At 65.5% G+C, this 25,438-nt stretch carries 20 protein-coding genes and 1 tRNA gene; 10 read left to right on the top strand and 11 right to left on the bottom strand.

Annotated features, from left to right (window positions below; all coding sequences use genetic code 11):
- Window positions 1-63 precede the first annotated feature (63 nt).
- Window positions 64-138: transfer RNA gene (locus CCZ27_RS03255), tRNA-Arg, on the bottom strand.
- Window positions 139-153: 15 nt separating this feature from the next.
- The gene (locus tag CCZ27_RS03260; RefSeq protein ID WP_332460892.1) at window positions 154-654 is read right to left on the bottom strand and encodes a transporter-like protein; all 501 of its coding nucleotides are present in this window, start codon (window positions 652-654) and stop codon (window positions 154-156) included.
- A 330-nt stretch (window positions 655-984) separates the two neighbouring features.
- Between CCZ27_RS03260 and CCZ27_RS03270 the strand changes: the two genes are divergently transcribed.
- From CCZ27_RS03270 to CCZ27_RS23255, 3 genes are all read left to right on the top strand, one after another.
- Complete coding sequence (locus CCZ27_RS03270) at window positions 985-1,275, top strand: hypothetical protein (protein ID WP_096445444.1); 291 nt, start codon at window positions 985-987, stop codon at window positions 1,273-1,275.
- Between the two features lie 488 nt (window positions 1,276-1,763).
- Window positions 1,764-3,260 (top strand): MBOAT family O-acyltransferase, encoded by a 1,497-nt coding sequence (locus CCZ27_RS03275; RefSeq protein ID WP_096445446.1) that lies wholly within the window; start codon window positions 1,764-1,766, stop codon window positions 3,258-3,260.
- 22 nt (window positions 3,261-3,282) lie between these two features.
- A complete protein-coding gene (locus CCZ27_RS23255) occupies window positions 3,283-4,281 on the top strand; it encodes an alginate O-acetyltransferase AlgX-related protein (protein ID WP_157748428.1) in 999 nt (332 codons plus the stop codon).
- 138 nt (window positions 4,282-4,419) lie between these two features.
- On the opposite strand, the gene CCZ27_RS03280 is transcribed toward CCZ27_RS23255, so the two are convergent.
- Window positions 4,420-6,522 carry a site-specific recombinase gene (locus CCZ27_RS03280; RefSeq protein WP_096445448.1) on the bottom strand — a complete coding sequence of 701 codons (2,103 nt, stop codon included), beginning with the start codon at window positions 6,520-6,522 and terminating at the stop codon, window positions 4,420-4,422.
- 144 nt (window positions 6,523-6,666) lie between these two features.
- Here CCZ27_RS03280 and CCZ27_RS03285 point away from each other — a divergent pair, with 144 nt between their 5' ends.
- Window positions 6,667-8,586 carry an ATP-binding cassette domain-containing protein gene (locus tag CCZ27_RS03285; RefSeq protein WP_096445451.1) on the top strand — a complete coding sequence of 640 codons (1,920 nt, stop codon included), beginning with the start codon at window positions 6,667-6,669 and terminating at the stop codon, window positions 8,584-8,586.
- Window positions 8,587-8,604: 18 nt separating this feature from the next.
- Here CCZ27_RS03285 and CCZ27_RS03290 read toward each other — a convergent pair whose 3' ends face one another.
- The 3 genes from CCZ27_RS03290 to CCZ27_RS03300 form a co-directional block, all read right to left on the bottom strand.
- Window positions 8,605-9,507 carry a hypothetical protein gene (locus tag CCZ27_RS03290; RefSeq protein ID WP_096445453.1) on the bottom strand — a complete coding sequence of 301 codons (903 nt, stop codon included), beginning with the start codon at window positions 9,505-9,507 and terminating at the stop codon, window positions 8,605-8,607.
- A 34-nt stretch (window positions 9,508-9,541) separates the two neighbouring features.
- Window positions 9,542-10,117, bottom strand: a complete 576-nt coding sequence (locus CCZ27_RS03295) for a LemA family protein (RefSeq protein ID WP_096445455.1) — start codon at window positions 10,115-10,117, stop codon at window positions 9,542-9,544.
- A 249-nt stretch (window positions 10,118-10,366) separates the two neighbouring features.
- The gene (locus tag CCZ27_RS03300; RefSeq protein WP_096445457.1) at window positions 10,367-11,230 is read right to left on the bottom strand and encodes an HDOD domain-containing protein; all 864 of its coding nucleotides are present in this window, start codon (window positions 11,228-11,230) and stop codon (window positions 10,367-10,369) included.
- Between the two features lie 152 nt (window positions 11,231-11,382).
- Here CCZ27_RS03300 and CCZ27_RS03305 point away from each other — a divergent pair, with 152 nt between their 5' ends.
- The 3 genes from CCZ27_RS03305 to CCZ27_RS03315 are packed head-to-tail and all read left to right on the top strand — an operon-like array spanning window position 11,383 to window position 15,572.
- Window positions 11,383-12,378, top strand: a complete 996-nt coding sequence (locus tag CCZ27_RS03305) for an oxidoreductase (protein WP_096445460.1) — start codon at window positions 11,383-11,385, stop codon at window positions 12,376-12,378.
- Window positions 12,379-12,411: 33 nt separating this feature from the next.
- Window positions 12,412-13,599 carry a GGDEF domain-containing response regulator gene (locus CCZ27_RS03310; protein ID WP_198363251.1) on the top strand — a complete coding sequence of 396 codons (1,188 nt, stop codon included), beginning with the start codon at window positions 12,412-12,414 and terminating at the stop codon, window positions 13,597-13,599.
- Window positions 13,600-13,649: 50 nt separating this feature from the next.
- Complete coding sequence (locus CCZ27_RS03315) at window positions 13,650-15,572, top strand: propionate--CoA ligase (protein ID WP_385960836.1); 1,923 nt, start codon at window positions 13,650-13,652, stop codon at window positions 15,570-15,572.
- Between the two features lie 114 nt (window positions 15,573-15,686).
- Here the strand turns inward: CCZ27_RS03315 and CCZ27_RS03320 are convergent, their stop codons facing one another.
- Genes CCZ27_RS03320 through CCZ27_RS03330 form a run of 3 tightly spaced genes read right to left on the bottom strand, consistent with a single transcriptional unit; the run spans window position 15,687 to window position 18,939 of the window.
- Entirely contained in the window at window positions 15,687-16,472 is a 786-nt protein-coding gene (locus CCZ27_RS03320) for a PEP-CTERM/exosortase system-associated acyltransferase (protein WP_096445466.1), read from the bottom strand.
- Between the two features lie 21 nt (window positions 16,473-16,493).
- Entirely contained in the window at window positions 16,494-17,705 is a 1,212-nt protein-coding gene (locus CCZ27_RS03325; RefSeq protein WP_096445468.1) for an ABC transporter permease, read from the bottom strand.
- A gap of 4 nt (window positions 17,706-17,709) precedes the next feature.
- Complete coding sequence (locus tag CCZ27_RS03330; RefSeq protein WP_096445471.1) at window positions 17,710-18,939, bottom strand: ABC transporter permease; 1,230 nt, start codon at window positions 18,937-18,939, stop codon at window positions 17,710-17,712.
- Between the two features lie 82 nt (window positions 18,940-19,021).
- Between CCZ27_RS03330 and CCZ27_RS03335 the strand changes: the two genes are divergently transcribed.
- The 3 genes from CCZ27_RS03335 to pepA all read left to right on the top strand — a co-directional run bounded on the left by CCZ27_RS03335 (window position 19,022) and on the right by pepA (window position 22,319).
- Window positions 19,022-19,909, top strand: a complete 888-nt coding sequence (locus CCZ27_RS03335; protein ID WP_096445474.1) for a ThiF family adenylyltransferase — start codon at window positions 19,022-19,024, stop codon at window positions 19,907-19,909.
- Window positions 19,902-20,984 carry a nitroreductase family protein gene (locus tag CCZ27_RS03340; RefSeq protein ID WP_096445477.1) on the top strand — a complete coding sequence of 361 codons (1,083 nt, stop codon included), beginning with the start codon at window positions 19,902-19,904 and terminating at the stop codon, window positions 20,982-20,984. Before CCZ27_RS03335 ends, CCZ27_RS03340 begins: the two co-directional genes overlap by 8 nt.
- A gap of 507 nt (window positions 20,985-21,491) precedes the next feature.
- Window positions 21,492-22,319, top strand: coding sequence for a flocculation-associated PEP-CTERM protein PepA (gene pepA, locus CCZ27_RS03345; RefSeq protein ID WP_096445479.1), 828 nt, complete (start codon window positions 21,492-21,494; stop codon window positions 22,317-22,319).
- A gap of 90 nt (window positions 22,320-22,409) precedes the next feature.
- On the opposite strand, the gene CCZ27_RS03350 is transcribed toward pepA, so the two are convergent.
- Both CCZ27_RS03350 and CCZ27_RS03355 read right to left on the bottom strand, forming a co-directional pair.
- Entirely contained in the window at window positions 22,410-23,579 is a 1,170-nt protein-coding gene (locus CCZ27_RS03350; protein WP_096445481.1) for an SDR family oxidoreductase, read from the bottom strand.
- Window positions 23,576-25,438, bottom strand: a complete 1,863-nt coding sequence (locus tag CCZ27_RS03355; protein WP_232516546.1) for an AMP-dependent synthetase/ligase — start codon at window positions 25,436-25,438, stop codon at window positions 23,576-23,578. Before CCZ27_RS03355 ends, CCZ27_RS03350 begins: the two co-directional genes overlap by 4 nt.

Here is a 25,438-nt window from a genome sequence, read left to right on the forward strand (position 1 = left end):
ACCCGCGGAGCCAGTAGCTGCGCGGGTTTCTGCGTCGTCCTGATGCTGCTCGGTGCTTTGTTCTGGTCCCGCCACCGGGAATCGAACCCAGATCTGGCGCTTAGGAGGCGCCCGTTCTATCCATTGAACTATGGCGAGGCGAAGCCGCACATTCTAGCCGTTCGGCGCGTCCGGTCCAAGCGGTTGGGAGGCATTGGGGGCGGGAGGGGGTGGGCTGGGCGAGGTGCTGCTCTCGCTCGTCGCGGGTCTGGCTTCCGGGGCGGTTCCGCGCAGCGGCGGCAGGAGGAAATCCTGCGGGCGCTTCAGGAAGCGTCGCGGCAGCAGGTGGCCGAGGGTGCGTCCCTGGGCGAAGCTGATGCAGCGTGCGCGCGTGGCGACGGTCAGCGTCAGCGAGAAGCTCACCGTCAGGTTCACTAGGCCGATCAGCAGCACGCCGGCCAGCGCGAACGTCACCGTCTGCCAGGGCAGGGTGAAGTCCAGTGCGGCGACCGAATAGCCCACGTAGGCGGAGGAGAACGCGATGTGCCGGATGTCCAGCGGCAGGCCGAAGAAGCATGCCGAGCGCAGTCGTGTCGCCGAGAAGGCGGCCGAATTGCCAGAGGTAGACCGGTTGAAATCCGCAAAGCCTGAGCCGCAGACTGGCGTCTTCGACAAGGGCTCCGAGTCCAGCGCGCGGCGCCTTCAACCCGGAGACGAACATCATCGCGCTGCTGAAGAACTCAGATTTAGGTACGTTCCTGCACGAGCGCGGCCACCTACTCCTCGAAGTGCTGACTGACATGACGAGCCGGGAGAATGCGCCACAGGCTGTGCGGGAGGATGCCAACGCGCTGATGAAGTGGTTCGACCTGCGCGATCTTGACGAGTGGAACAATCTCGACTTCGAGGAAAAGCGCAGCTATCACGAACAGTTCGTCCGTGGCTTCGAGTCGTACCTGTTCGAGGGTAGGGCGCCGAGCATCGAGGTGCAGGGCCCATTCCAGCGTGCACATCTACAAGGAACTGAAAGCGCTCAACGTCGAACTGAACGACGACGTACGTGGCGTGTTCGACCGGATGCTGGCGTCTGGCGAGCAGATCCAGCCTGTCGAGCAGTGGCGCAGCGTGATGTCGTTGTTCACGTCGCTCGAGCAGGCCGGCATGATGCCCGAGGAGTTTGCGGCGTGGGAGGCGCTGGGCGTGGATGCGACGAGCCAGGATCAGCAAGGGGCACGCATTGCTAGCAGAAGACGGACAGTGTCAAGGATGAACTTGAAGCGGTGCAGGAGCGGTTGAGCGAGAGGGGCGCGAAGGGGCTGAAGCTGCTGCGCACGGCCAGAAATCATGATGTGCGATTCGATGCACGTCTTGCCGTGCAGGTTCTAGAGTATGTGTGAATCAAGGGCTTCGCGCTGGCCGGCCATCTTCCCGGGTGGCATGACTCCTACCGCATCGACATGAACGCCGACACGGCAATCATTCACGCCGTCGCCAACGGGATGCACGCAGCGTATAACAACGTGGTCAAGGGCTCCGGTCCAGGCGCAATGCCAACTGGCAGTCCGGCTTTGCGGTGCCGACGTGGCGGGACGGGGAAATGCTCTGTCCCGAGTTTTGCGCCGTCAGGGATGATGACTGCGCATACTTCCGAGGGAAGCGGGTAGCATGGGCACACGCAACCCAGACCATGGGGCAAACGCCACTATTCCGGACTGATCAAGCCCCTGAGTTCAGGAATCGCTTACAATCCGCCCCAATCAAAAATACCAAAAAGAGGGGCTGAAGTGCTGTTCACTTCATTCGCGTTCATTTTTGCGTTTCTACCAGTCGTCTTCGTCGGTTTCTTCGTACTGGCGCGAATCCACCGGGGCACAGCCGCCGCATGGCTTGCCGGCGCCTCGGTCTTCTTTTATGGCTGGTGGGATGTCCAGTACGTCCCACTGCTGCTGGGCTCGATCGTTCTCAACTACACGGCTGGCTACGTGATAGCGCGGTTGCGGGACCGCTCACCCTGGGCAAAGCGCTTCCTTGTCGGCAGCATCGTCGCAAACCTCGCGCTGCTGGCCTATTACAAATACGCGAACTTCTTCCTGGCCGAGATCGTGGCGCCGCTAGGTGGCCATCCTCCGGTGTTGAACGTGGTGCTGCCGATCGGGATCTCGTTCTTCACCTTCACGCAGATCGCCTTTCTAGTGGATGCCTGGAAGGGCAAGGCGCGCGAGTACAACTTCGTGCATTACCTGCTCTTCGTGACGTGGTTCCCGCATCTGATCGCCGGCCCGGTGCTGCATCATGGGCAGATGATGCCGCAGCTACGCAACCCGGCTGTCTACCGCGTGCGCTCGCGCAATCTCGCCATCGGGCTAGTGCTGTTTACCATCGGCATCAGCAAGAAGCTGCTCATTGCCGATCCGATCAGTGTCTACGCCGATCCGATATTTACTGCCGCTGCGTCCGGCAATGCGGTTGGGTTTGTAGGCGGCTGGGTCGGTGCGCTCGCGTACACCTTCCAGATCTATTTCGACTTCTCCGGTTACTCCGACATGGCGGTCGGTTTGTCGATGCTGTTCGGCGTGCAGTTGCCGATCAACTTCAATTCGCCATACAAGAGCGTCAACATCATTGATTTCTGGCGCCGCTGGCATATGACTCTGTCACAGTTCCTGCGCGACTATCTTTACATTCCTCTCGGTGGCAACAAGCACGGTCAGATCTGGCGCTATTTCAACCTGATGGCAACGATGGTGCTTGGCGGCCTGTGGCACGGCGCCAACTGGACGTTCATCGTATGGGGCGGCCTGCATGGGGCGTTCCTCTGTGCGAACCATGCGTTCCAGTGGGTGAGCCGCAAGCTCGGCATCGCCGGTTGCGCGCCGGGCTGGTTGACTGCGCCACTTGGCGTGCTGCTGACCTTCTTCATGGTGGTGATCGCCTGGGTGTATTTCAGGGCTCCGAATCTTGCCGCGGCCAACAGTATCGTCGCGGCGATGGCTGGTATTGCGACGCCAGCAGAGTGGCCTGACGTGCTCAATGAGCAGAGTGCACTTGTGTTCATAGCCTACCTGATGCTCTCCGCAATGATCGTCTGGCTGTGCCCCAACGCCTATGAACTGGCGGATCTAGTGGAGAACCGGATAAAATTGGAGGGGGCTGGAGGTAGACACCTCGGCGCAATGTTGTGCATATCTGGCGCAGTAGTCTGCGTCTTTCTATTTGCAGCAAGCTTAGCGACGACCTTCGGAACAAACGTAAACAGCCCGTTCCTCTATTTTCAATTCTGATATGCGATACAGCAGAGTTTTCTTGGCGGCTTCGGCTGTAGCCATGGTGGCGGTGAGCGGCCTATATTATGCCCTCTTCAGGTATCAATTTGGAGCGCCGATTCCGGCATCCTATGATGTGTCCTACTGGATTACATGGAAGGAGTATCTTGCTGAGCGCGCCGCCACTCGTGGGCGTGTGCTGATAATTGGAGATTCTAGCAGCCTGTTTGGTATGGACAGCTCAGTTGCCGAGAAAGAACTCGGGCGCCCAGTCGTGAATATGTCGTTGCATGGTGGCTTGCCATTGGATTGGCTGACAACATTCGCTGAGAAGAATGCCAAACCTGGAGATGTCGTAGTGATGCCACTGGCTTGGTACTACTATTGGCGAGACTACAAAGTGCCTGAGGATTGGATGGTCGACCAGATCGTAGCATGGGATCACGGGTATTTTGACGGATCAAGCCTGGCACAAAAAACAAGGTATATCGCTGCGATCAAGCCGACTGCATTTTTCCGAAATATTATTGCCAAGGAAGACCGTGACGCCATTTATAGACAATTCCCTGCGCGGAAATTGATGAATGACGATAAGGTGATCTCGGATCTGGAGGGCGCCCAGGACGCGGCGCCAAATCCGATGCAGTACGATTTCAGGAATCTGAATCGATTCGGCGACATGCGCGGTGCTTGTGGCAACGCACGAACTGTTGGCGGAAGTATTACTGTTTCTAGGGTGAACCTCCGTGAAAAGGATTTGCTTGTTCGAACAAATAAGACTTTGAAAGAGCGTGGGGTACGACTGATACTCATGCCCGCTCCCACCATCGAAGATCCTGCATCACTAGATGCAAACTATTCGGCATCATTGGATGGCATATTGAGCCTTATGCGCGAGGCAGGTATCGAAATTGCGGGGAAGGCCAGAGACTTTTATTTCCCTAGAAACGCTTTCTACGACACAAACTTCCACCTGAATTGTGAGTATGCGGTGGAGCACACGAGCCGGATGGTAGAAGCGCTGCGACCGGCGCTGTAGAGCCTGCTGTACGGTGTCGCGGTAGTCGTCGGTGCTGCTTAAAATTTACTATAGAAGAAGATTATATTTTCTTTATAAATCAAAATCTTAATCTATCATTCTTCGCCGTGAACTATGGCGATGCGAAGCGGTACATTACTAGCCGTTCGGCGCGTCCGGTCCAAGCGGTTGGGAGGCATTGGGGGCGGGAGGGGGTGGGCTGGGCGAGGTGCTGCTCTCGCTCGTCGCGGGTCTGGCTTCCGGGGCGGTTCCGCGCAGCGGCGGCAGGAGGAAATCCTGCGGGCGCTTCAGGAAGCGTCGCAGCAGCAGGTGGCCGAGGGTGCGTCCCTGGGCGAAGCTGATGCGGCGTGCGCGCATGGCGACGGTCAGCGTCAGCGAGAAGCTCACCGTCAGGTTCACCAGGCCGATCAGCAGCACGCCGGCCAACGCGAACGTCACCGCCTGCCAGGGCAGGGTGAAGTCCAGTGCGGTGACCGAATAGCCCACGTAGGCGGAGGAGAACGCGATGTGCCGGATGTCCAGCGGCAGGCCGAAGAGCACGCCGAGCGCGGTCGCGCCGCCGAGCAGGAAGCCGAAGAAGAAGTTGCCCGCCAGTGCGCCCAGATTGTCCTCGACATAGGCGGCCACCCGCTGCATGCGCGCTTCGCCCAGCAGGCGCCGCGGCCCGCGCAGTTGCAGCAGCCGCTGCGGGATGCGGTTGTAGGCCGACAGATTGTCGTAGTAGCCGGCGATGAGGCCCGACAGGAAGAGGCAGACGCCCGCGATCGCGGCGAAGAACGGCGCGCCGCTGGCCGGGTCGATCTCGCCGAGCAGCTTGTGGGCTTTTTCCGGGCTCACGAAGTGCGATCCGGTGAGGGCGTGGATCGCCAGCCCGACCGCGATCGCCACCGGGATGGCGATGCCGACGTTGCCCAGGATGGCGGCGAGCTGGCTGCGTATGGTGCGTGCGATCAGGTCGGCGAGGGCTTCGAGGTCGCGTGTCTTGCCGCTGCCCTCGCCGATGGAGGCGGCGATGGCGTTGGCGGTCATCGCCGGCTGCTTGGTTGCCACGGTGCCGCCGATGATGTGGATCAGCGCAAAGCCGAGCCCGTAGTTCAGGCAGAAGGCGAGCGCCTCGTTGAGCGGCGCCAGGCCCTGGCCGCCGAGCACGATCTTGAGCGCCGACATCAGCGCGATGACGAAGCCGCCCAGCGCCGCCGAGCGCAGCATGCGGAAGTACTCGCCGCGGGTGCTGGTGATGTAGTGTTCGCCGGTGCGGCTGGCGCTTTCGGTCATGCGCAGCGACAGCAGTTCGACGTTCTTGCCCCAGTAGTCGAACAGGTGATTCTTGCGGCACTCGGCGCGTACCAGCGTCTTGAACAGTCGGATCAGGCGCGGTGCGACGTCGTGCACCACACGCCGCTCGCGCAGCCCGTCGAGCACCGCGAGCAGTTCGGCGATGCGTTCCAGGTGCTGGCGCAGCCGTTCCAGCTTGAAGGTCAGCGTCAGGCTGGTGCCGATGCGGGTGGCGCGCTTGCGCACGCGCTGCAGCACTTCGTCGCACTGGCCGAGCATCACGACCAGATGCTTCTCGTCGCTGCTCAGGAGGCCGGGCGCGCTCCACCAACCGATGTAGCGCTCGATGTAGGCCAGCAGTTCGGCATTCTGCGCGAGGAAGGGCGACTCGTATTCTTCCAGGTCGGGATCGATGCGGACCAGTTCCGGGTCCAGGCCGATCGCCGAGACGTGGTAGGAGAGGACACGCAGCGCCTCGAGGATCTCGACGACGGCCGGGGGCAGATCGCCAGCGTCGTTTTCGGCATGGGGCTCGGCCTCGTCGAGCAGGGTGGTCAGGAAGTCCAGCCATTGTTCGTCGGCGACGGCGTTCACCCACACGTCGTCGTCGTGGCGATGGAACACCACCGACAGCACGTCCTTCATGTAGGCGGTGTCGATCGCTTCGGGCAGCAGGCGTCCCGAGATCCGGCGCGAGGTTTCCGAGAAGAAGCCGGTGGAGGGCAGCAGGCCCGACGATACGTAGAGCGAGACCTGCTTGCGCTCGCCGAAGAGGTTCAGGAAGGAGGTGCGCAGGGCGTCGCGCAGGTCCGTGCGGCGTGCCAGCGTGTGCGTCAGCACGCGCAGGGATTCCTCCGCCTGCTGCGGCTGGGCGGCGCGCGGCGGCCGCAGGTGGCCGACCAGCTTCGCCCACAGGGCGGCATGGTCTTGATCGGGCAGGGCAAAAAGCTCGAGTGTTTCTTCCATTCGCCGTGGCTCCAGGGGCTGCCGCTCGTGCGGCAACGATTGTTGCGGTGCATCATTATGCGTGAAGCCGGCCCGGCGACGGTGCGGAGGCTAGAATCCCGGCTTCGATCCGTTTTCCGCTCCGGCCCCGCCGCCGTTTCCGTCATGCCCCTGCTCTCGGTAGAAAATGCCTGCCTCGCCTTCGGCCACGTCGATCTGCTCGACCATGTCAGCTTCCAGTTGGACCCCGGCGAGCGGGTCGCGCTGATCGGGCGCAACGGTTCTGGCAAGTCCAGCCTGCTGCGCGCGGTGGCGGGGCAGGCGGCGCTCGACGACGGTACCGTGTGGCGCCAGGATGGCCTGGTGACCGCCTACGTGCCGCAGGAGGCGGATTTCGACCTGGAGCGCGACGTTTTCGCCACCGTCGCCGATGGCCTGGGCGACGCTGCGCGCCTGCTGGTCGAGTACCACGCCGCCATGGCGGCAGTGGCCGAGCATGCCACGCCGGAGGCGCTGGCACGGCTTGCCGCCCTGCAGCATGCCGTCGAGGCCGCCGAAGGCTGGCGCCTGAACCAGCGCGTGGAACACATGCTGGCCCGCCTCGGACTGCCCGCGGAAGCGAAGGTTTCCAGCCTGTCGGGCGGCGGCGTCAAGCGCGTGGCGCTGGCCCGCGCGCTGGTGGCCGAACCTGACCTGCTCCTGCTCGACGAGCCCACCAACCACCTCGACCTCGACGGCATCCTGTGGCTGGAGGAACTGATCCGCGATTTCCGCGGCGCGGTGGTCGTCATCACCCACGACCGGGTGTTCCTCGACAACATCGCCACCCGCATCATCGAACTGGACCGCGGCAAGCTCGCCGCTTATCCGGGGCGGTTCGCCGACTACCAGCGCCGCAAGGCGGAGGAACTGGAGGCGGAGGCGAAGGCCGCCGCGCGCTTCGACAAGTTCCTCGCGCAGGAGGAAGTGTGGATCCGCAAGGGCGTGGAGGCCCGCCGCACCCGCAACGAGGGGCGCGTGCGCAGGCTGGAGGCGCTGCGCGTTGCGCGCGCCGCGCGCCGCGATCGGCTGGGCAACGTCAACCTGGCGGTGGATCGCGGCGAGCAGAGCGGCCAGATGGTGGCCGAACTGGGCCATGTCACCAAGCGCTATGGCGATCGCACCGTGGTACGGGACTTTTCCACCCGCATCATGCGCGGCGACCGCATCGGCTTCATCGGGCCCAACGGCGCCGGCAAGACCACGCTGCTCAAGCTCATCCTGGGCGAGATCGCGCCGGACGAAGGCACGGTGCGCCGCGGTACGCGCCAGATGGTGGCCTATTTCGACCAGTTGCGGGCGCAGCTCGACCCCGAGCTGCCGCTCACCGAGGTGATCAGCCCGGGGTCGGACTTCATCGAGATCGCCGGCGAGAAGAAGCACGTCATCGGCTATCTCGGCGACTTCCTGTTCGCGCCGCAGCGCGCGCGTTCGCCGGTGAAGTCGCTGTCCGGCGGCGAGCGCAACCGCCTGCTGCTGGCGCGCCTGTTCGCGCGGCCGGCGAACCTGCTGGTGCTGGACGAACCGACCAACGATCTCGACATCGAGACGCTGGACCTGCTCGAGGAATTGCTGGCCGCCTATGACGGCACGCTGTTCCTCGTCAGCCACGACCGCGCCTTCCTCGACAACGTCGTCACCCAGGTGATCGCCGCCGAGGGCGACGGGCGCTGGGGCGAGTACGCCGGCGGCTACGGCGACTGGCAGCGGACGCAGGCCGCGCGTGCCGCGGCGCAGGAATCCCGGCGCGAGGAAGCGAAGCGTGCCGCCCAGGCGGTGGCCAGGCCGGTGGCGGGGACGCCGCCGCCCGCCCGCCCGGCGAAGATGTCGTTCAACGAAAAGCGCGAGCTGGAGTCCCTGCCCGACCGCATCGCCGCGCTCGAAGCGGAGCAGGCCGCGCTGCATGCGCGCATGGCCGACCCGGCGCTGTACCAGGAGGCACCGCAGGAGGTCGCGCAGATCAAGGCGCGCCTGGCGGCGCTGGACGGCGAGATCGAGGCGGCGATGCTGCGCTGGGAGGAACTGGAGAGCCGCGCCGCCGGCTGAGCCGGCGCACCTCGTCGCTCATCCGCCGTTCATCCGCCCAAGCCACGCGAGGGCCGCCGCGGCGCCGAGGACGACCGCCACGTGAAAGGCCGACCAGCGCCGGTAGCGGCGTGCGATGCGGGCCGGATCGAGATCCGAGATCAGGTACAGCCGCCCGTCGGCGGGACGGCGCATCACGTGTGCCTCGGCGGCCGTCAGCACGGCGTCGCGTTGCTGCCGAACCTCGCGCCGCGCCTGCGCACGGGCGAGTTCCCATTCGCGCAGGTCGATCTGGCCGTCGCCATCGAGGTCGAAGCGCGCCAGCAGGGCGGGGCGGTCCTTCTTCCATTCGGCCAGCAGCTCGCGCACTTGCGCCGCCGCATCGAACTCGGGTTCGACGCTGCCCAGCGTGCGGAATTCGCCCAGCACATACACGGGATCGTGGCGCAGCAGCGACCATTGCGTGTGCCGCAGATCGCCCCGCACCGTGACGTCGCGCCGCTGCACCAGCATCTCGGCGCCTTCCGGATCCACCGCGCACTCGCCGCTGCCATCAACGACGAGGAAGGACGCGTCGCTCTGCTGCAACCGTTCGTGGCGCCAATTGCCGTCGCGGTCGCGACGCTCGGTCAGCAGCCGGTACCACAGCACCGGCAGGCCGTCGAGCGGCGATAGCAGCGGCGTGCCCTGCAGCGGCTGGCCGCGGCCGCGCAACTCGGCATAGCCTTGGGCTGCGGATGCGATGCGCGCGGTCGGCGTGTCCAGGATCAGGCGGGCGTGCTGCAGCGAGCGCATCCAGCCGTACAGGCCCGAGGCGAGCAACAGCACGAGGGCGAACAGCGCCGGCCATCCGGCGCCGGTGTGCAGCGCGAAGGCGGCGAGCCCGAGCTGCGCCAGCGGCAGGGCGGCGTTGAGGCCGTCGCGGCGCAGGCGGACGAGCATCGCGGAAGACGTGCGGCGGCCTGGGGCGGAGCGATCAGTTGCCGAACAGCGTCTTCAGGTCGACATCGGCCTTTTCGGCGGCGGCGAACTCGAGCAGCGGCTGGCTGCCGAACTGGAACAGACGCGCGACGATCAGGTCGGGGAACTGCTCGATACGCACGTTATTCACATTGACCGCCGCGTTGTAGAGTTCGCGCCGGTCCGCGATGCCGTTCTCGAGCGCGGTGATGCGCGACTGCAACTGCATGAAGTGCTCATTCGCCTTGAGTTCCGGATAGGCTTCGGCCACCGCGAAGATCCGGCCCAGGCCGGCGCGCAGCAAGCCCTCGGCCGCGCCCAGTGCCGGCACGTCGTGCTGCTCGCGCGCGGCGGCCACCCGCGCCCGCGCCTCGGTGACGCGCGCCAGCGTGTTTTCTTCGAACTGCTTGTACTGGCGGCATACTTCCACCAGCTTGGGCAGTTCGTCGTGGCGCTGCTTGAGCAGCACGTCGATGTTGGCCCAGGCGCGGGCGACGTCGTGCTTCAGGCGGACGAAGCCGTTGTAGGCCACAATGGCATAGAGCAGCGCGAGGACCGCGATGCCCGACAGAATGGCGCCCGAAATGCTCATGAATCCAACCCCTTGCATGTGAAGATCTGCGCTGCCGGCATCCTATGCCAGCGCCGCCGGGCAGACCGTAGCGCACGCTACGGCGCCCGACGGAAGCCACCCCCGCATCGCGGAGAACGACGATCAAGCGAATCCTGATTCTTTCCCTGCTGCTTGCCGCCATGCTCGGCGGGCTCGGTGCGATCTTCGCCGCCTATCAGCATCCGGCGCTGCTGCTGAACCTGGGCAACCTGCTGTCCTGCGGCTGAATCAGTCGGCGGCCGGCGCCTGCAGGAAACGGCCGCGCTGTTCGCCCGGTATGCCGAGGCGCTGCAGCAGGGGTTCGCGCGGCAGGCGCAGCAGGTCTTCGAGTTCGGCGATGTCTTCCGGCAGCGCGGCATCGTCCCAGCCGTGCGCCAGGTGGCGGGCGAAATCGGCAGCGAGCTTCACCGTGCGTACGCGGGGGTTTCCGTTCTCCGTCTCGTCCAGCAGATGGACGAGCAGTTCCGGCAGGCGCCAGGCGCGGATCAGGCCGAGCTGGATCTCGTCGGCCGTCGTTCCGAACACCGCCTGCTGGGCGACGGCGCTGCGTAGCGTGCGGTCGGCGTGCTGCATCTCGTATACGCGCAGCGTGAGTTCGGGCGCAAACACCCAGCAGACGATCTCGGTCGCCTCGCGCAGCAGCGCGGCCACGGTGATCTCGTTGGGGTCGATGTCGTGGCGCACCACTGCCCAGTCGCGTGCGTAGTCGGCGGCGCGCCGGGCATTGGCGATCACCTTCAGGACGCCGATCAGGGCCTTGGGATGGGACTGCAGCACGTCTTCCACCGTGTGCAGGTCGGCGAAGGTGTCGAAGAAGGGCATCACGCCCATCATCATGATGGCGCGGTCGATCGTCGTGATGTCGTGGTTCTGCGACTTGCCGCGGTGCTGCTCGAGGTGCGTGAGCAGGCGCATCGTCATCAGCGGGTCGCCCAGGACCGCGGCGGCGATCCGCTTGCCGTTCACGGTGTCGGCCGAAGCGCGCAGGGCTTCGAGTTCGCGGCGCGTCCTGCGCAGCACCGGAAGGTCCTGGCCGGAGAAGTGGCGGACGTAGTCGTCGACCGAGCGCAGCGGCGTGGAGAGCAGGGCCATGTCGGGAAGGGGCGGGATACGTTCGTGTGCACGTTATCGGTTCCATGCCCGGGAACTGAAGCGGACGCCGCCGCCTCGTGAAGGATTTCACACCCTTGTGGCTATAATCCGGTCACTTGCAGGAGCGACCTTTCCATCGGGAGACACGCAGCATGACCGCATTCAGGGCTTTCGTGATCGATCAGGATGAAAACAGGAAGGTCGTCAGCCGCCTGACGACGATGCAGCAGGATCAGCTCGATGCCGGAGAAGTGCTGATCCGGGTGAGCTATTCCAGCATCAACTACAAGGATGCCCTGGCCGCCACCGGCGCCGGCAAGATCATCCGCCGCTTCCCCTGCGTCGGCGGCATCGACCTGTCGGGCGAAGTGGTCGACAGCGCGGATGCGCGCTTCAAGCCGGGCGACAAGGTCATCGCCACCAGCTTCGACATCGGCGTGGCGCACCACGGCGGTTATGCGGAGTACGCGCGCGTGCCCGCCGGCTGGGTGGTGCCGCTGCCGGCGGGCCTCGACCTGTTCGAGGCGATGGCGCTGGGCACCGCCGGCTTTACCGCGGCGCTGGGCATCGTGCGCATGGAAGACAACGGCCTCGACCCGGCCGGCGGTCCGGTCGTCGTCACCGGCGCCACCGGCGGCGTGGGCGGGCTGGCGATCGAAATGCTGGCCCAACTGGGTTATCACGTGGTGGCGCTCACCGGCAAGGAAGCGGAAGGCGACTATCTGAAGATGCTGGGCGCGGCCGAGATCAAGCTGCGCTCGTCGATCGACTTCGACAAGGTGCGTCCGCTGGAGGCGGCGCAGTGGGCCGGCGCGGTCGACAACGTCGGCGGGCAGATCCTGCACTGGGTGCTGGCGACGATGAAGCAGGCCGGCACGGTGGCGAGCATCGGCAATGCGGCGAGCTTCAACCTCGACACCACCGTGTTCCCCTTCATCCTGCGCGGGGTGAGCCTGCTGGGCATCGATTCCGGCTACATGGGCTTCCCGACGCGCCAGCGCGTGTGGGACCGCCTGGCGACGGACCTCAAGCCCGGGCATCTGGCCGCAGTGACGCGCACCATCGGCTTCGATGCGCTACCCGGCGCGTTCGACGACTTCATCGCCGGCAGGGTCAAGGGGCGGACCGTCGTGCGCATCGGCGGTTGAACCGGGCGCACGGCGGCGGGCGCGGGGCTGCTCATGACGGATGAACGGAAACTGCCCAAGGTGCTGGTCGTCGACGACTCCCGTATGGTGCGGGCGACCATCGTCAAGCACATCCGCGGCCATTTCGATGTGCGCGAGGAAGGCGACGGCGAGGCGGCGTGGGAGGCCCTGCTGGTCGATCCCGCGATCAGCATGGTGCTGACCGACATCGGCATGCCGCGGCTCGACGGCTATGGCCTGCTCGAACGCATCCGCGGCTCCCGCGTCGGCCGGGTGCGCACGCTGCCGGTGGTCATCCTCTCCGGCGACGAGGACGAGAAGGCGCGCGGGCGCGCACTCGGGCTCGGCGCCAACGGATTCATCACCAAGGGCAGCGGCGGCGCCGAACTGCTCGCCACGCTGCATTCCATGGCGAGACTGGCGCATACGCAGAACGAACTCGAGGAAAGCCGCGCCGCGCTTGCCCGCCAGAGCCCGATGGAACCGTCGACCGGGCTCGCCACCGAAGCCTACCTGCAGCATCGCGCCAAGCAGGAACTGGCGCGGGCGCGCCGCACGCAGTCGGACATCGTCGCGCTGGTCATGGAACTCGACGACCTCGCACCGCTCCTGGTGCGCTACGGCGACCACGTGGTGCAGCTCATCGGGCGCAAGCTGTCGAAGATGCTGGGCAGCCGCATCCGCGCCGAGGACACGCTGACCCAGCGGTCGGCCAGCCAGTTCGCGCTGCTGGCACCCGGCACCGACCTGGTGGCCGGGTGCGCGTTCGCGCTGCGGCTGAAGCAGCGGCTCGAGAACCTCGTGATGACCTACCGCGAGGAGCGCATCCGCGTCAGCGTATCGATCGGCGTGGCCAGCGCCGCCGCCGACGGCCTGAGTTCGGTCGGCGATCTGCTGGAGATGGCGACGCGCCGGGCCCAGGCGGGCGTCGCCGCGGGCGGCAACCGCGTCATCGCCAGCAAGGGCGAGGTGAGTCAGGCCGCGCTGGAGCGCGAGGCGGCACCCATGCTGAGCGTCGATGCCGCGCTGCGCCATCTGCGCCTCGGCCAGCCGGAGGAAGTGGCGGCCCAGCTCCCCGAACTCGTGTCGACGCTGCTGCCCCTGCTGGAATTGCTAGAATCGCGGCTTCATTGCGGCTTCCCGATCGCACAGCTCAAGCAGATGCAGAACAAGACGGGAAGCCGTGGTGACGATCTGGACGTGGCGCAGACGCACATCTAGATCCTCGGGGCGGCAGCGCGCGCTGCGCCTGCGGGCCGCCAGTCATTGCTTTGAGGGAATCGAAGAGGGAGAGGATGCAAATGACGACGTACAACGAGTTCCACCGCCGTTCCATCGAGAAGCGCGATGAATTCTGGGCCGAACAGGCGCAGCTCGTGCATTGGAACAAGCCGCCCGGGCAGATCTGTGATTTCTCGCAGCCGCCCTTCGTCAAGTGGTTCAAGGGCGGCGAAACCAACCTGTGCTACAACGCGGTGGACCGTCATGCCGCCGAGCGGCCGGACGACCGCGCGCTGGTATACATCTCCACCGAGACGAACGAGGAAAAGGTCTATTCGTTCGCCGAACTGCAGCGCGAAGTCGAGCGCATGGCGGCGGTGTACCGCGAACTCGGCGTCAGGCGCGGCGACCGCGTGCTGATCTACATGCCGATGATCGCCGAGGCCGCCTTCGCGATGCTCGCCTGCGCACGCATCGGCGCGATCCATTCGGTGGTGTTCGGCGGTTTCGCCGCCAACTCGCTTGCCACCCGTATCGACGATGCCAGGCCGGTGCTGATGGTCAGTTCCGACGCCGGCATGCGCAACGGCAGGCCGGTGCCCTACAAGCACCTGGTCGACGAAGCCTGCAAGCTGGCCGAATTCCCGCCCGCCAAGGTGCTGATCGTCGATCGCAGCCTGGACAAGGGCTTTCCCAGGGTCGAGGGGCGCGATTTCGACTACGCCGAACTGCGCGCCAGGCATATGGACGCCCAGGTGCCGGTCGAGTGGATGGAATCGTCCGAGCCGAGCTACATCCTCTATACCTCCGGCACCACCGGCAAGCCCAAGGGCGTGCAGCGCGACACCGGCGGCTACACCGTGGCGCTGGCCGCGTCGATGAAGCACATCTTCACCGGCAACGCGGGCGAGACGATGTTCTCGACCTCGGACATCGGCTGGGTGGTCGGCCACAGCTACATCATCTACGGCCCGCTGATCGCCGGCATGGCCACCGTCATGTACGAAGGCACCCCGCTGCGCCCGGACGCCGGCATCTGGTGGCAGATCGTCGAGAAGCACAAGGTCAGCGTGATGTTCTCCGCGCCGACCGCGGTGCGCGTGCTGAAGAAGCAGGACCCGGCCTACCTGAAGAAGTACGACCTGTCCTCGCTCAGGCACCTGTTCCTGGCCGGCGAGCCGCTGGACGAGACCTCTCACCAGTGGATCATGGAAGAGCTGGGCATCCCCGTCATCGACAACTACTGGCAGACCGAGACCGGCTGGCCGATGCTCGCCATCTGCCGCGGCGTCGAGGACAGCCCGATCAAGCTCGGCTCGCCCGCCTTCCCGGTCTTCGGCTACGACCTGCGCATCTTCCGCGAGGACGGCACCGAGTGCGGCGCCAACGAGAAGGGCATCGTCGGTATCGTGCCGCCGCTGCCGCCCGGCTGCCTGTCCACCGTCTGGGGCCAGGACGAGCGTTTCGTCAGCACCTACTTCAACCTGTTCACCGACCCGGTGGTGTATTCCTCGTCCGACTGGGGCATCAAGGACGAAAAGGGCTACCACACCATCCTCGGCCGCATGGACGACGTCATCAACGTCGCCGGCCACCGCCTCGGCACGCGCGAGATCGAAGAGGCGGTGCAGACCCATCCGGCGATCGCCGAAGTCGCCGTGGTCGGCGTGCATGACGAACTGAAGGGCCAGATGCCGATGGCCTTTGCGGTGGTGAAGGATGCCGCCACCGTCGACACGGCCGAGAAGCGTGCCGCGCTGGAGAAGGAGGTGATGAAGAAGGTGGATGAGAGCCTCGGCGCCATCGCGCGTCCGGCCCGCGTCCACTTCATCGGCGGCCTGCCGAAGACGCGTTCGGGCAAGATGCTGCGGCGCTCCATCCAGGCGCTGGCCGAAGGGCGCGATCCGGGCGACCTGACGACGATCGACGATCCGGGCACGCTGGAGCAGATCAGGGCGGCGCTGAAGGGCTGACCGGGGAACCCTGCAGAAGCGGCGTTGCCGCGATCACCCGACGGGATCGCGGCAACGCCGCTCTTTCATATCCGGCGCCCGCCGGTCACGCCGGGCGAGGGCGGGCCACAAGCCTCAGGCTGCCGGTTCCTGGGCCGAAGCCTGTTTGCGCCTTTCCATCTCGTCGAACTCGCTGCCGATCCGTTCCCGCACGAGATGCCAGAGCGGATGCAGGATGCTGCGCATGTTGCGGATGATCTCTTCGATCTGCATCACCGAGGGAATCCGCTGCCCGCGATGTTCGATCGGGCTGCCGATCTGCCTGACCTCCACGCCCAGCTTGGCGAAATGCGCGGCAAGCCGCGGCTCCGTCAGGACGAACACGTTCTCGATCCCGCTGCGTTCGGCCAGCGCCACCGACCCGAGCAGCAGACTCGTCGGGATGAACGGAAAGCGGGGCTGGTCGCCGGTCGAGAAGTCCTCGTCCCGGACCGGAACGCGGGAGCGCTCCTCCCCCTTCCGCCGCCGGAACTGGCGATGTACCGCAAGCCGCGAGATCTCGGCGATGCGATCGCGCGGCAACGCGGCCGGATCGATGATCGAGCGGTCGAGCGCGGCGGCACACGTCTGCTCGAACGGCAAGGGCGCCTCCGGGTCCGCCGGGTTCGCCAGCACGATGCGTGCACACCCCACCGGGTGGTACGGCTCGGAGACCGTCCTCAGCAGGCAGTGGACACTGTGCGCATCATAGGCGTCGATCTCGCGCTGGTCGGGCCGCTCCGGCTCGAAATGGAGATCCTCGCAGTAGACGGTATGACGTACTCGATAGACTTCGTCCTTCAGGGCATCGTCGAGTGCGGCATCGATGCGGAAGTACTTGCTGAAGCCGTGGCCGAGGTTGAAACGGTCGAAGAGCTGCATGAACTTGAACCTCGTAGAGTTTCAGACCCGTTGCCTGAGTGCTTCAACCACGTGGGTTCGGGACACGCGACGGGCCGGAAGGATCGCGGCGAGCGCAGTCGCCACGAGACCTATCAGGAAAGCTGTAGCGACCATGGCCATGTCGAGCCGGATCATTGCCGTGTAGCCGATGTTTGCGTTCGGCGGCGGCGGCATCGGGATGCCGAACGCCGAAATCACCAGCGCAAGCACGATTCCTGCTGCGGCGCCAAGGGCCGCGCCGATCAGGCCGAGAATCACGTTCTCGATGATGATCAGGCGAAACACGTCGCCTGGCGTGTTGCCTAATGCCAGCATAGTCCCGAACTCCGCCATGCGTTCGGATGTACTCATGTTAACAGTGTTGGCAACGGACAACAGAACCATCATGAGTATGATGAGTTTCAGCACGCCGAACTGCCGGTCGTAAAGCTGTACCGCCTTGTCGTAGAAGTCCGATAGCTGGCGCCAGTTGCGCGACTCGAGACCGGCGGGCAGAAGGGTCTCGATTGCGTGCTTTGCGGCATCCGTGTCCTCGGTCCTCGACAGACTGACCACCAGGAGGTTGGCCCCCGGGCTCGCCATCAGTTCGCGTGCGGCCGCCAGCGGGATGCGGACGGCTCGTGCGTCGAAATCCTTGGAGAAGCTCTGAAATACGCCGACGATCTCGAAGTCGAGCGTGTTGAGCGCGCCATCCGCGGTGTTCATGACCAGGGTGGCGGAGTCTCCCGGTTTCAGACCGAGCGAGTGGGCGACCCCTTCTCCCAAGAGCATGCCGAAGGCGTCTTCGTCGGCGAGCTGGCGGCCCTTGATCAGTTTCAGATAGGTTCCGAGCCGCGCTTCCTTGGCCGGCTCCACGCCCTCGCCGATGATGGCGAGATCACGGCGGCCGTTGTTCAGCAGGCCGGCGAAGTTCAGGCGGGCCGAAACTTCGGCGACAGTCGGTTGCTCCGAGATGCGGCGCGCGAGTTCTTCTGGTTTGTCAATGAGATAGTGTTCCGGCTGACGGGTGCCCTTCTCGAGAAAATCCTTGCGGAAGACCTGGATGTGGCCGGTTTGGGAATGGACGATCGCTTCGCCCAACTGGACGAAGATGTCCTCGACGAAGCCGCCGGAGAGGATCAGGCCGCACACGCCGAAAACGATGGCCGCGAGCGTCATCCCCGACCGGATTTTCTGGCGCAGGACGTTGCGCAAGGAAAGTTTGAGGAGCATCGCATTACCCCTGGTGGCGTAGCGCGTCCACGATCTGCATCCTCGATGCCTTCCAGGCCGGAAAGAGGCTGGCGACCAGGGTCGTGACGAACGCGAGGAGCAAGGCGTCGAGCGCGAGGGCGGGCGTTACTGCGATCTGGCCGAGATAGCCGCGCGCCATCCCGGGAGGAGGGGGCATCGGAATGCCGACGAGCGAGATCGCCTCCGCCAGGACGAGACCCAGCGCAACGCCGAGCAGGCCGCCGGCGATGCCGAGCAGGGCGCCTTCACAAAGAAACAATCCGAGAATGCCCCGGCGCCGCACGCCGAGGGCCATCGATGTGCCGATTTCGCTCGTGCGCTCGATGACTGCCATCGACAGGGTGTTGGAAATGCTCAGCACGACGATCAGCGCGATCAGCGCCCGGACCACGCCTACCTGGCGGGAAAACAGTTCGACGGTCTTGTTGTAGAAATCGGCGAGCTCGTTCCACGGCGTGATCTCGAAGCTCGCGGCAGGCATGCTGCGCCGCAATGACGCCGTGGCCGCCGCAGTCTCGGCCGTGTCGCCGAGCAGGACGACCCAGGTGGTGGCGCCCTCGACACGCATGAGCCGGCGTGCGACGCCGATCGGTGCGCGCAGCACGCTGTCGTCGTAGGACTTCGTGATCGTTGCGAAGAGGCCGGCCACCTTGAGTTCGACTGCATTGATGCCCCCCTCCGCCGTCGTCGCCAGCAAGACGACGGAATCCCCCGCGGCCGCGCCCAGATTGGCGGCCAGACCTTCCCCCAGCAGCACCTCGTTCGCATCGCCGTCGGCAAGGTCCCGGCCCGATACGATCGTGATCGCACGCGAAATCGGCCTTTCCAGCGCAGGGTCTATCCCCTCGCCGACGAACGAGACGGTCGCATCCTCCCTGCTGATCAGGCCGTTGAAGGCAAGCCGCGGCGAGATCGTCCGCACTTTGTCTCCACCGAGACGGGCGACCTCGTCCGTCGCCCCCGGCAGGAGATAGCGATACGGATCGCTCACCCCGTTGCTGAAGTAGCCGGGGCGCGTGATCTGGATGTGGCCGAGTTGCGAGTGGATGGTCGATTCCCGCATGTCATGGAATATCCACTCGATGAAACCTCCCGCGAGCAGGTAGGCAACCACGCCGCCGCAGACGGTGAGCAACGCGAGCAGGCCACGCCTGCGCTGCCGGGCAAGATTCCGGGCAGCAAGCATCACGGTTTGCAGGATGTTGTCGAGCATGGATCGCGAGTCGAGGTATCGCTTCTGTAAAATCTACCGCATGATAGCCTCGCGTGAGGCTCGGACCATAGAGATACAGCGTATGAGCGCAAAGTTCGACTACGATGGCGCGTTTTCGCGCAATATCGGATGGGTTACCGCCGCGGAGCAAGCAATCCTGCGCCGCAAGAGAATTGCAATCGCGGGGATGGGCGGTGTCGGTGGAGGGCACCTGCTGACTCTCGCGCGCCTGGGCATCGGCGCCTTCAACATCTCGGATTTCGACCGGTTCGATATCGTCAACTTCAACCGGCAGGCCGGCGCGACCTTATCTTCCATCGGCGAACCGAAGGTCGACGTTCTGGCGGACATGGCGCTCCAGATCAATCCGGAACTCGACATCCGTCGTTTTCCGGCAGGCGTGTCGCACGACAACCTCGATGATTTCCTGCGCGATGTGGACCTTTACGTCGACGCCCTCGACTTCTTCGCCTTCGACGTGCGCCGCGCCACTTTCGCGGCTTGCCACCGCCTCGGCATCCCTGCGATCACCGCCGCGCCTCTTGGCATGGGGACTGCCGTGCTCGTGTTCCTTCCCGGCGGCATGTCGTTCGAGGAGTACTTTTGCCTCGAGGGCTGCGACGAAGAGGAAATGGGAATCCGCTTCCTGCTCGGGCTGTCGCCGGGGATGCTCCAGCGCCAGTACCTCGCCGACCCGTCGCGCGTGAATCTGGAGGAGCATCGCGGACCCTCCACGGTCGCCGCCTGCCAGTTGTGCGCCGGCGTGACCGCCACCGACGTTCTCAAGATCCTGCTCGGTCGCGGTGGCGTGATCAGTGCGCCCAGGGGTTATCAATTCGACGCATACCGCAACCGCCTGGTACGTACATGGCGTCCCGGCGGCAACCGGAATCCGTTGCAGCGCATCGGCCTGTGGATTGCCAGAGGACAGTTGCGGCGCATGAAGCAGGCCGGAGGCGCACATGGCTAGCAGGGACGTTCTGCTGAAGATTCTCGACCTCGCCCGCTGGGCTCCCAGCGGGGACAACACTCAGCCCTATCGCTTCGAGATCGTGGCCGACGACCACATCGCGGTTCACGGCCACGATACGCGGGATTGGTGCGTATACGACTTCGATGGGCACGCCAGCCACATCGCACATGGCGCGCTGCTGGAAACGCTCCGGATCGCCGCCAGCGGGCACGGCCTGAAGGCGACATGGTCGATTCGGGTCGGGCTGCCGGACACCGCGCCGATCTACGACGTGAAACTGGAGCCCGCCTCCGGAGCGGAAGCGGACCCGCTGCTCCCGTTCATCGAGACCCGCACCGTGCAGCGGCGGCCGATGCGTACGACGCCTCTCTCCGCGGCGCAACGCGCGGCGATCGCCGATGCGCCCGGGGCCGGGTTCAGCGTGCAGTTCTTCGAGCCTCTTGGCGCACGGTTGCGCATTGCCAGGCTGCTCTGGGACAGCGCCCACATCCGGCTGACCTGCCCCGAGGCTTATGAGGTGCACAAGGAGGTGATCGAGTGGGGCGCGCGTTACAGCGTCGACCGTATTCCGGAGCAGGCCGTGGGGGTGGATTCGCTGACCGCAAGGCTGATGCGCTGGGTGATGCACAGTTGGGAGCGGGTCGCGTTCTTCAACAGATACCTTGGCGGTACCGTCGCACCCCGGATTCAACTGGACGTGATTCCCGCCGTCTCTTGCGCCGCGCACGTACTGGTCCGCTCGGAGCGCCCCCTGGCGGAGATGGGCGACTTCGTCGATGCGGGCGTGGCGCTGCAGCGGCTTTGGCTGACCGCCACGGCGCACGGTTTGCACTTGCAGCCGGAGATGACGCCGCTGATATTTCGATGGTACGTGCGTGCCGGGCGCAGCATCTCCGCGCTCCGGGCCATCGACATCGAAGCGGCGGCGGTCACGTCGTACATGGAGCGGCTGGTCGGCGCGGAGCCGGAGACGAGTTTCACGTTCTTCTGCCGCGTCGGGCAATCGAAGCAGCCTGCGTCGCGCTCGCTGAGGCATAGCGTCGACAAACTCATGGAAGTCCCCCCGTCCTGATCGGACGTGGCCTCCTGGCCACGACGAAGCGCTCTGCGCGGCACGCGGTGCCGGCGCCCATTTCCCGATACGCAGCCGTACCGGCCGGCGATGGCCCGTGCGCCATCGCCGACGCGACGGCGTGTCGGAAATCCATTGCCAACGGACCGCCATGCCCGGGCTTGCGGCATGGGCGGCAGCAAGCGGTACTGCGCCGCGCCGGCGCTGTGTGCAACGTGTCGGTTTTCTTTACAGTCGACATCCGAGAGCTTCCGATATGCATGCGTTCCTTCTTTGAAATCTTAAAATAAACAAAGGGATAGGATTCTCTTCGAGGCCCTGGCATCGATTTTGCTCTTAGGATGCTGCGGCGGCTGGAAAGGTGGTTAAGGCAAATTGCTCGATCCGCTAGTGGCATGTCGCAACACTTTTGGCGAGTGTTGAGCGGGAAGGTGCTAGAGCTGTCCGTTGAGCGAAAGTCGCCTGTGGAGCAATCAAGTTCTTGTTGGCATTGACTAGGAGATTGAAATGAAACTTACTAAAGCCTTGGCCGTGGCGTCGATGGTGCTGACTTCGGCCGCTGCGAACGCAGAAGTGTTCCTCCAGAATTGGAAGCTTGACGCCGATGGCGCGGCTGGCGCGGGCGCCGCTGTCGTCGTCAGCGAATTCATGGATCTGATCGGCGCGAGCTACATCGAAACCTCGGGCACGCCGTACCCGAACTTCACGTTCAAGGATGCCGGCGCCTTCCGTGTCGCCGGCCTGGACGGCACCAGCGCGGCGCCGAGCTCGGCCGAGATCACCGCCATCTTTACCGGCACCGGCACCGGCACCCTGGGCGGGGCGATCAACTTCGACACCACGTCGACGTTCTCCATGTACTCCGACACCGCCTTCGATTTCGGTGGCACGAACGGAACGTTCGGTGCCGACAACGGTACGCTGATCGGGAGCTTCAAGCTCGTGCTCGGGTTCGGCGAGGTCAATGCCACGGGTATCCCGAATGGTCAATTGACCCTCAAGTTCCTCGCGACGGATCTCCTGGCCGGTTACTTCTTCGACGAGAACGGTATCGATCTTTCGACGAAGGTTGCTGACGAGCTGCTCTTCGGCTTCGTGACGACCAACGCCTCCTACACCGGCAATCCGACGGCCAACGTCCGCAGCGAGATCGCGGGCGAGCTCTTCAATGATGCGTTCGGCGCTCCCGCGAACACGAACACGCCTCCGGGAGACTTCTATGTCTCGAACAACGGCCAGTACCGTTGGAGCGTGCCGGAGCCGGGTTCGCTGGCTCTGATCGGTGCGGGCCTCATGGGTGCGTTCGGCATCCGCCGCCGCCGTACCGCTGCCTGAAGTCAAGGCAACCGTTGAAAGCAAGAAGCCCGCAATCGCGGGCTTTTTGCTTTTCGATGCCCGGGAAAGCCGCCCCCGGTGGAGGGGCGGTCATCGCCCTGGAGCCGAATCGGAGCGGGTGTCCGTTCCGGGCTGGCTTCCCGCCTGCTGCTGCAAGTAGTACCCCAGCGCCGGCGGCAGGATGGCCTCCGCGCCCGGCAAGTGCCGGCCCCGTGCCTCCAGCCAGCCGAGGTAGGCGGCATTGTCGAAACCCTGCCGGTCGGCCAGGTAGTCCATGTAGATGGGCAGCACCGACAGTTTGCGGCGTTGCCGTTCGGGGACGAACGGTGCGGCGATGCGCGGCAGCGCGGCGAACCAGGTGCGAGGGACGGTGATGGAGGCCGGTATCCGCCGGCCCCGGCTGCGGAATGCATCGCGCACGTAGGTTTTCAGCTCGTGCAGCACGGGCGAACGCTCCGGACCGGAGCAAAGATGAAAGATGCGGCCTGCGGTGTCCGGGTTGCGGCTGGCGGTGGCGATGGCTTCGGCGACCCAGTCCACCGGGATGATGTCGAGCCTGGTGTCGCCGAAGCAGGGGTACAGGCCCAGCGTTCTGCGTCCCGACAGGATCTCGCATATGTAGTAGAAGATCTGGAAGTGGATGATGCGGCCGTCGCGCGAGTCGCCGATCACCATGCTCGGCCGATGCACCGTGATCGGCAGGCGTTCGCGTTCGATCGCCTCGCGCACCAGCGTTTCGGCCTCGGCCTTGGTCTGCTCGTAGGTGTTGTGGAAGGCGCGGGGCTCGTCGATCCAGGTTTCGGGAAGAATCCCGGGGCGCTTGCCGGCGATGCCGACGGTGCTGACGAAGTCGAGCTTCTGCAGCGATCCGCGCCGCGCGAGTTCGCGCGCCAGCGCGAGGATGGCCTCGGCCGAGCCGACCGCGGAGCGGCGTGCCTTGTCGAGAGGGTCGTTCATGCGCACGCTGGCGGCGCAATGGATGATGTGCGTGGTGTCCGCGGCGATGGCGGCATGGTCGGCGTCGGCCAGGCCGAAACGCGGCAGCGAGGCATCGCCGCGCAGGGGCTGGATGCGGGAACGCCGTTCGCTGCCCGGCGCCAGTTCCCAGAACCGGCACAGTTCGTCCAGCCTCGCGGCGAGGTGTTCATCGGAATCGGCCCGCAGCAGGATGCGCACCCGGGTATCGGGGTCGCTCAGCAGCAGTGGAACGATGGCGCTGCCGACGGCGCCGGAGGCGCCGGTAAGAAAGTAGTGCCTCATGGAGCCTCGATGACGGGGAGCGTTGGGCAGGGCTGGCCGCGATGGGCCTGCGTGCTGCGGCGGTAGGCTTCGTCGATCTGCGCGCGAAAGCGCTGCTCGATCGGAATGCGGCGGATCTTCTGGTTGAGGGTGAGTTCGCCGCCCGATACGCTGAGCGCGCGCGGCGAGACGATGATCGCGCCCGGACGCTGGAATTCGGGGAAGGCCCGGCAGGCATCGAGCGCGTCGGCGGCGACGGCGGTGTGGGTGGCCGGGTCCGACAGCTTCGCTGCGAACGGATGCTGCGGGGCGATCGTCAGCAGTGCGATGGGGTAGGGGCGGTCGCGGCCGACGACGACGGCATGGTCGACGTAGTCCAGCGTTTTCAGTGCCGCCTCGATCGGCGCCGGCGGGACGCGGCGCCCGGTCGAGGTCTTGAAGACCTCGCTCTTGCGCCCGTCCAGCCACAGGAAACCGTCGTGGTCGAGGTGCGCATAGTCGCCCGTGTGCAGGAAACCCTCGGCGTCGATCGTGTCGGATGAGGCGGATTCGCCGTAGTAGCCGCCGAAGACGCCGGGGCCGCGCACCAGCAGTTCGCCGTCGTCGGCAAAGCGCAGCTCGTTGCCGGGCAAGGGCTTGCCGACGCTGCCGAAGCGGAACTGCCGCAGCGTGTTGAACGCGATCGGCATCACGTTTTCGCTGGTGCCGTAGGCTTCGAGCACGGTCCAGCCAAGGCCGTGCAGCCGTTCGAGGAGCCAGCGCGGCATGGGCGCGGAACCGCTCGCCATGAACTGCAGGTCCGGCCCCATCAGTGCGCGGACGCGAGCCAGGACGCGATCGGCGGCGGGGAAGAGGAGCCGGCACCACAGCGGCGGCCGTTTGCCCGCGCGCAGCGCTGCCGCCCGCCTGCTTCCGATTGCCCAGGCGGCGTGCACGATCGTGCGTTCCGCGGTGGAACGGTTCTCGAGCCCTGCCTGGATGCCACCGTGCAGTTTCTCGAAGAAGCGCGGCACGCCGACGAAGAGCGTGGGCCGGATTTCGGGCGCGAAGCGCATCACGTCCGGGACGTCGAGGAAGTAGCTGGTTGCGCCGCAACTGATCGCCAGCAGATTGATGACGCGCTGGAACAGGGTCGACAGCGGCAGCCAGCAGATCATGCGTGCGTCCTGGCGCACCGATGGGAAGCGTTCCATCAGGCCGTCGACCGCAAGACAGAGCTGGCGATGCGAGTAGGCGATGCCCTTGGGGTGGCCGGTGCTGCCCGACGTGAAGACGATGGTGGCGGGATCGTCCGGTCCCGGTTCGGGGATGGCGGGGACGCCGCTGCCGGGATCGGCGGCGAGCAGGCCGTCGAGCGCATGGACGGCGGCGGAGCGCGCCGCGCCGGCGGTGGCGACGACGGCGATCTCGGGCAGGCGCCAGATGCCGCGAATCAGGTCCAGCGGTTCCTCGTCGGAGGTGACGATCAGGCGAGGCTGGGTCAAGGCGAGCGCGCGCTGGAGATTCTGCGGCGCATCGTGGCTGTCGAGGCCCACCACCACTGCGCCGATGGTGAGCGCCGCCTGCTGGCACAGCTCCCAGTCGGGGCCGGTGGGCAGCATGATGACGATCCGGTCGCCGCGCCGGATGCCCAGACGCGCAAAGTGGCTTGCGAGCCGCCGGACCTGCGCGAGCAGATCGTGCCAGGTGATGGACTGCCATCCGTCTTCGCCGGCGCGATGCAGGAAGGCGACGGTGTCGCCCGTCCGCAGCGCCCGGTCGCGCAGCCGTCCGGGAACGGTGCAGGGTGCCGCCTCCATTGCGGTGGCGCCCGGCCGCCCGAAGCCACTGAGCGCCCCGTCGGGGGGTAGCGGACGAAGTGAGCGTAGGGGCTGTTTCAC

The organism is Thauera sp. K11, from assembly GCF_002354895.1.
Taxonomy (GTDB): Bacteria; Pseudomonadota; Gammaproteobacteria; order Burkholderiales; family Rhodocyclaceae; genus Thauera; species Thauera sinica.

What these genes read in the sequence shown, in the direction of transcription:
- CCZ27_RS03300 (WP_096445457.1), bottom strand. Translation starts at nt 11,230, where the DNA reads ATGGCCCTGCTCTCCACGCCGCTGCGCTCGGTCGACGACTACGTCCGC.
- CCZ27_RS03280 (WP_096445448.1), bottom strand. Translation starts at nt 6,522, where the DNA reads ATGGAAGAAACACTCGAGCTTTTTGCCCTGCCCGATCAAGACCATGCC.
- CCZ27_RS03325 (WP_096445468.1), bottom strand. Translation starts at nt 17,705, where the DNA reads ATGCTCCTCAAACTTTCCTTGCGCAACGTCCTGCGCCAGAAAATCCGG.
- CCZ27_RS03320 (WP_096445466.1), bottom strand. Translation starts at nt 16,472, where the DNA reads ATGCAGCTCTTCGACCGTTTCAACCTCGGCCACGGCTTCAGCAAGTAC.
- pepA (WP_096445479.1), top strand. Translation starts at nt 21,492, where the DNA reads ATGAAACTTACTAAAGCCTTGGCCGTGGCGTCGATGGTGCTGACTTCG.
- CCZ27_RS03285 (WP_096445451.1), top strand. Translation starts at nt 6,667, where the DNA reads ATGCCCCTGCTCTCGGTAGAAAATGCCTGCCTCGCCTTCGGCCACGTC.
- CCZ27_RS03305 (WP_096445460.1), top strand. Translation starts at nt 11,383, where the DNA reads ATGACCGCATTCAGGGCTTTCGTGATCGATCAGGATGAAAACAGGAAG.
- CCZ27_RS03335 (WP_096445474.1), top strand. Translation starts at nt 19,022, where the DNA reads ATGAGCGCAAAGTTCGACTACGATGGCGCGTTTTCGCGCAATATCGGA.
- CCZ27_RS03340 (WP_096445477.1), top strand. Translation starts at nt 19,902, where the DNA reads ATGGCTAGCAGGGACGTTCTGCTGAAGATTCTCGACCTCGCCCGCTGG.
- CCZ27_RS03350 (WP_096445481.1), bottom strand. Translation starts at nt 23,579, where the DNA reads ATGAGGCACTACTTTCTTACCGGCGCCTCCGGCGCCGTCGGCAGCGCC.
- CCZ27_RS03295 (WP_096445455.1), bottom strand. Translation starts at nt 10,117, where the DNA reads ATGAGCATTTCGGGCGCCATTCTGTCGGGCATCGCGGTCCTCGCGCTG.
- CCZ27_RS03290 (WP_096445453.1), bottom strand. Translation starts at nt 9,507, where the DNA reads ATGCTCGTCCGCCTGCGCCGCGACGGCCTCAACGCCGCCCTGCCGCTG.
- CCZ27_RS03330 (WP_096445471.1), bottom strand. Translation starts at nt 18,939, where the DNA reads ATGCTCGACAACATCCTGCAAACCGTGATGCTTGCTGCCCGGAATCTT.
- CCZ27_RS03310 (WP_198363251.1), top strand. Translation starts at nt 12,412, where the DNA reads ATGACGGATGAACGGAAACTGCCCAAGGTGCTGGTCGTCGACGACTCC.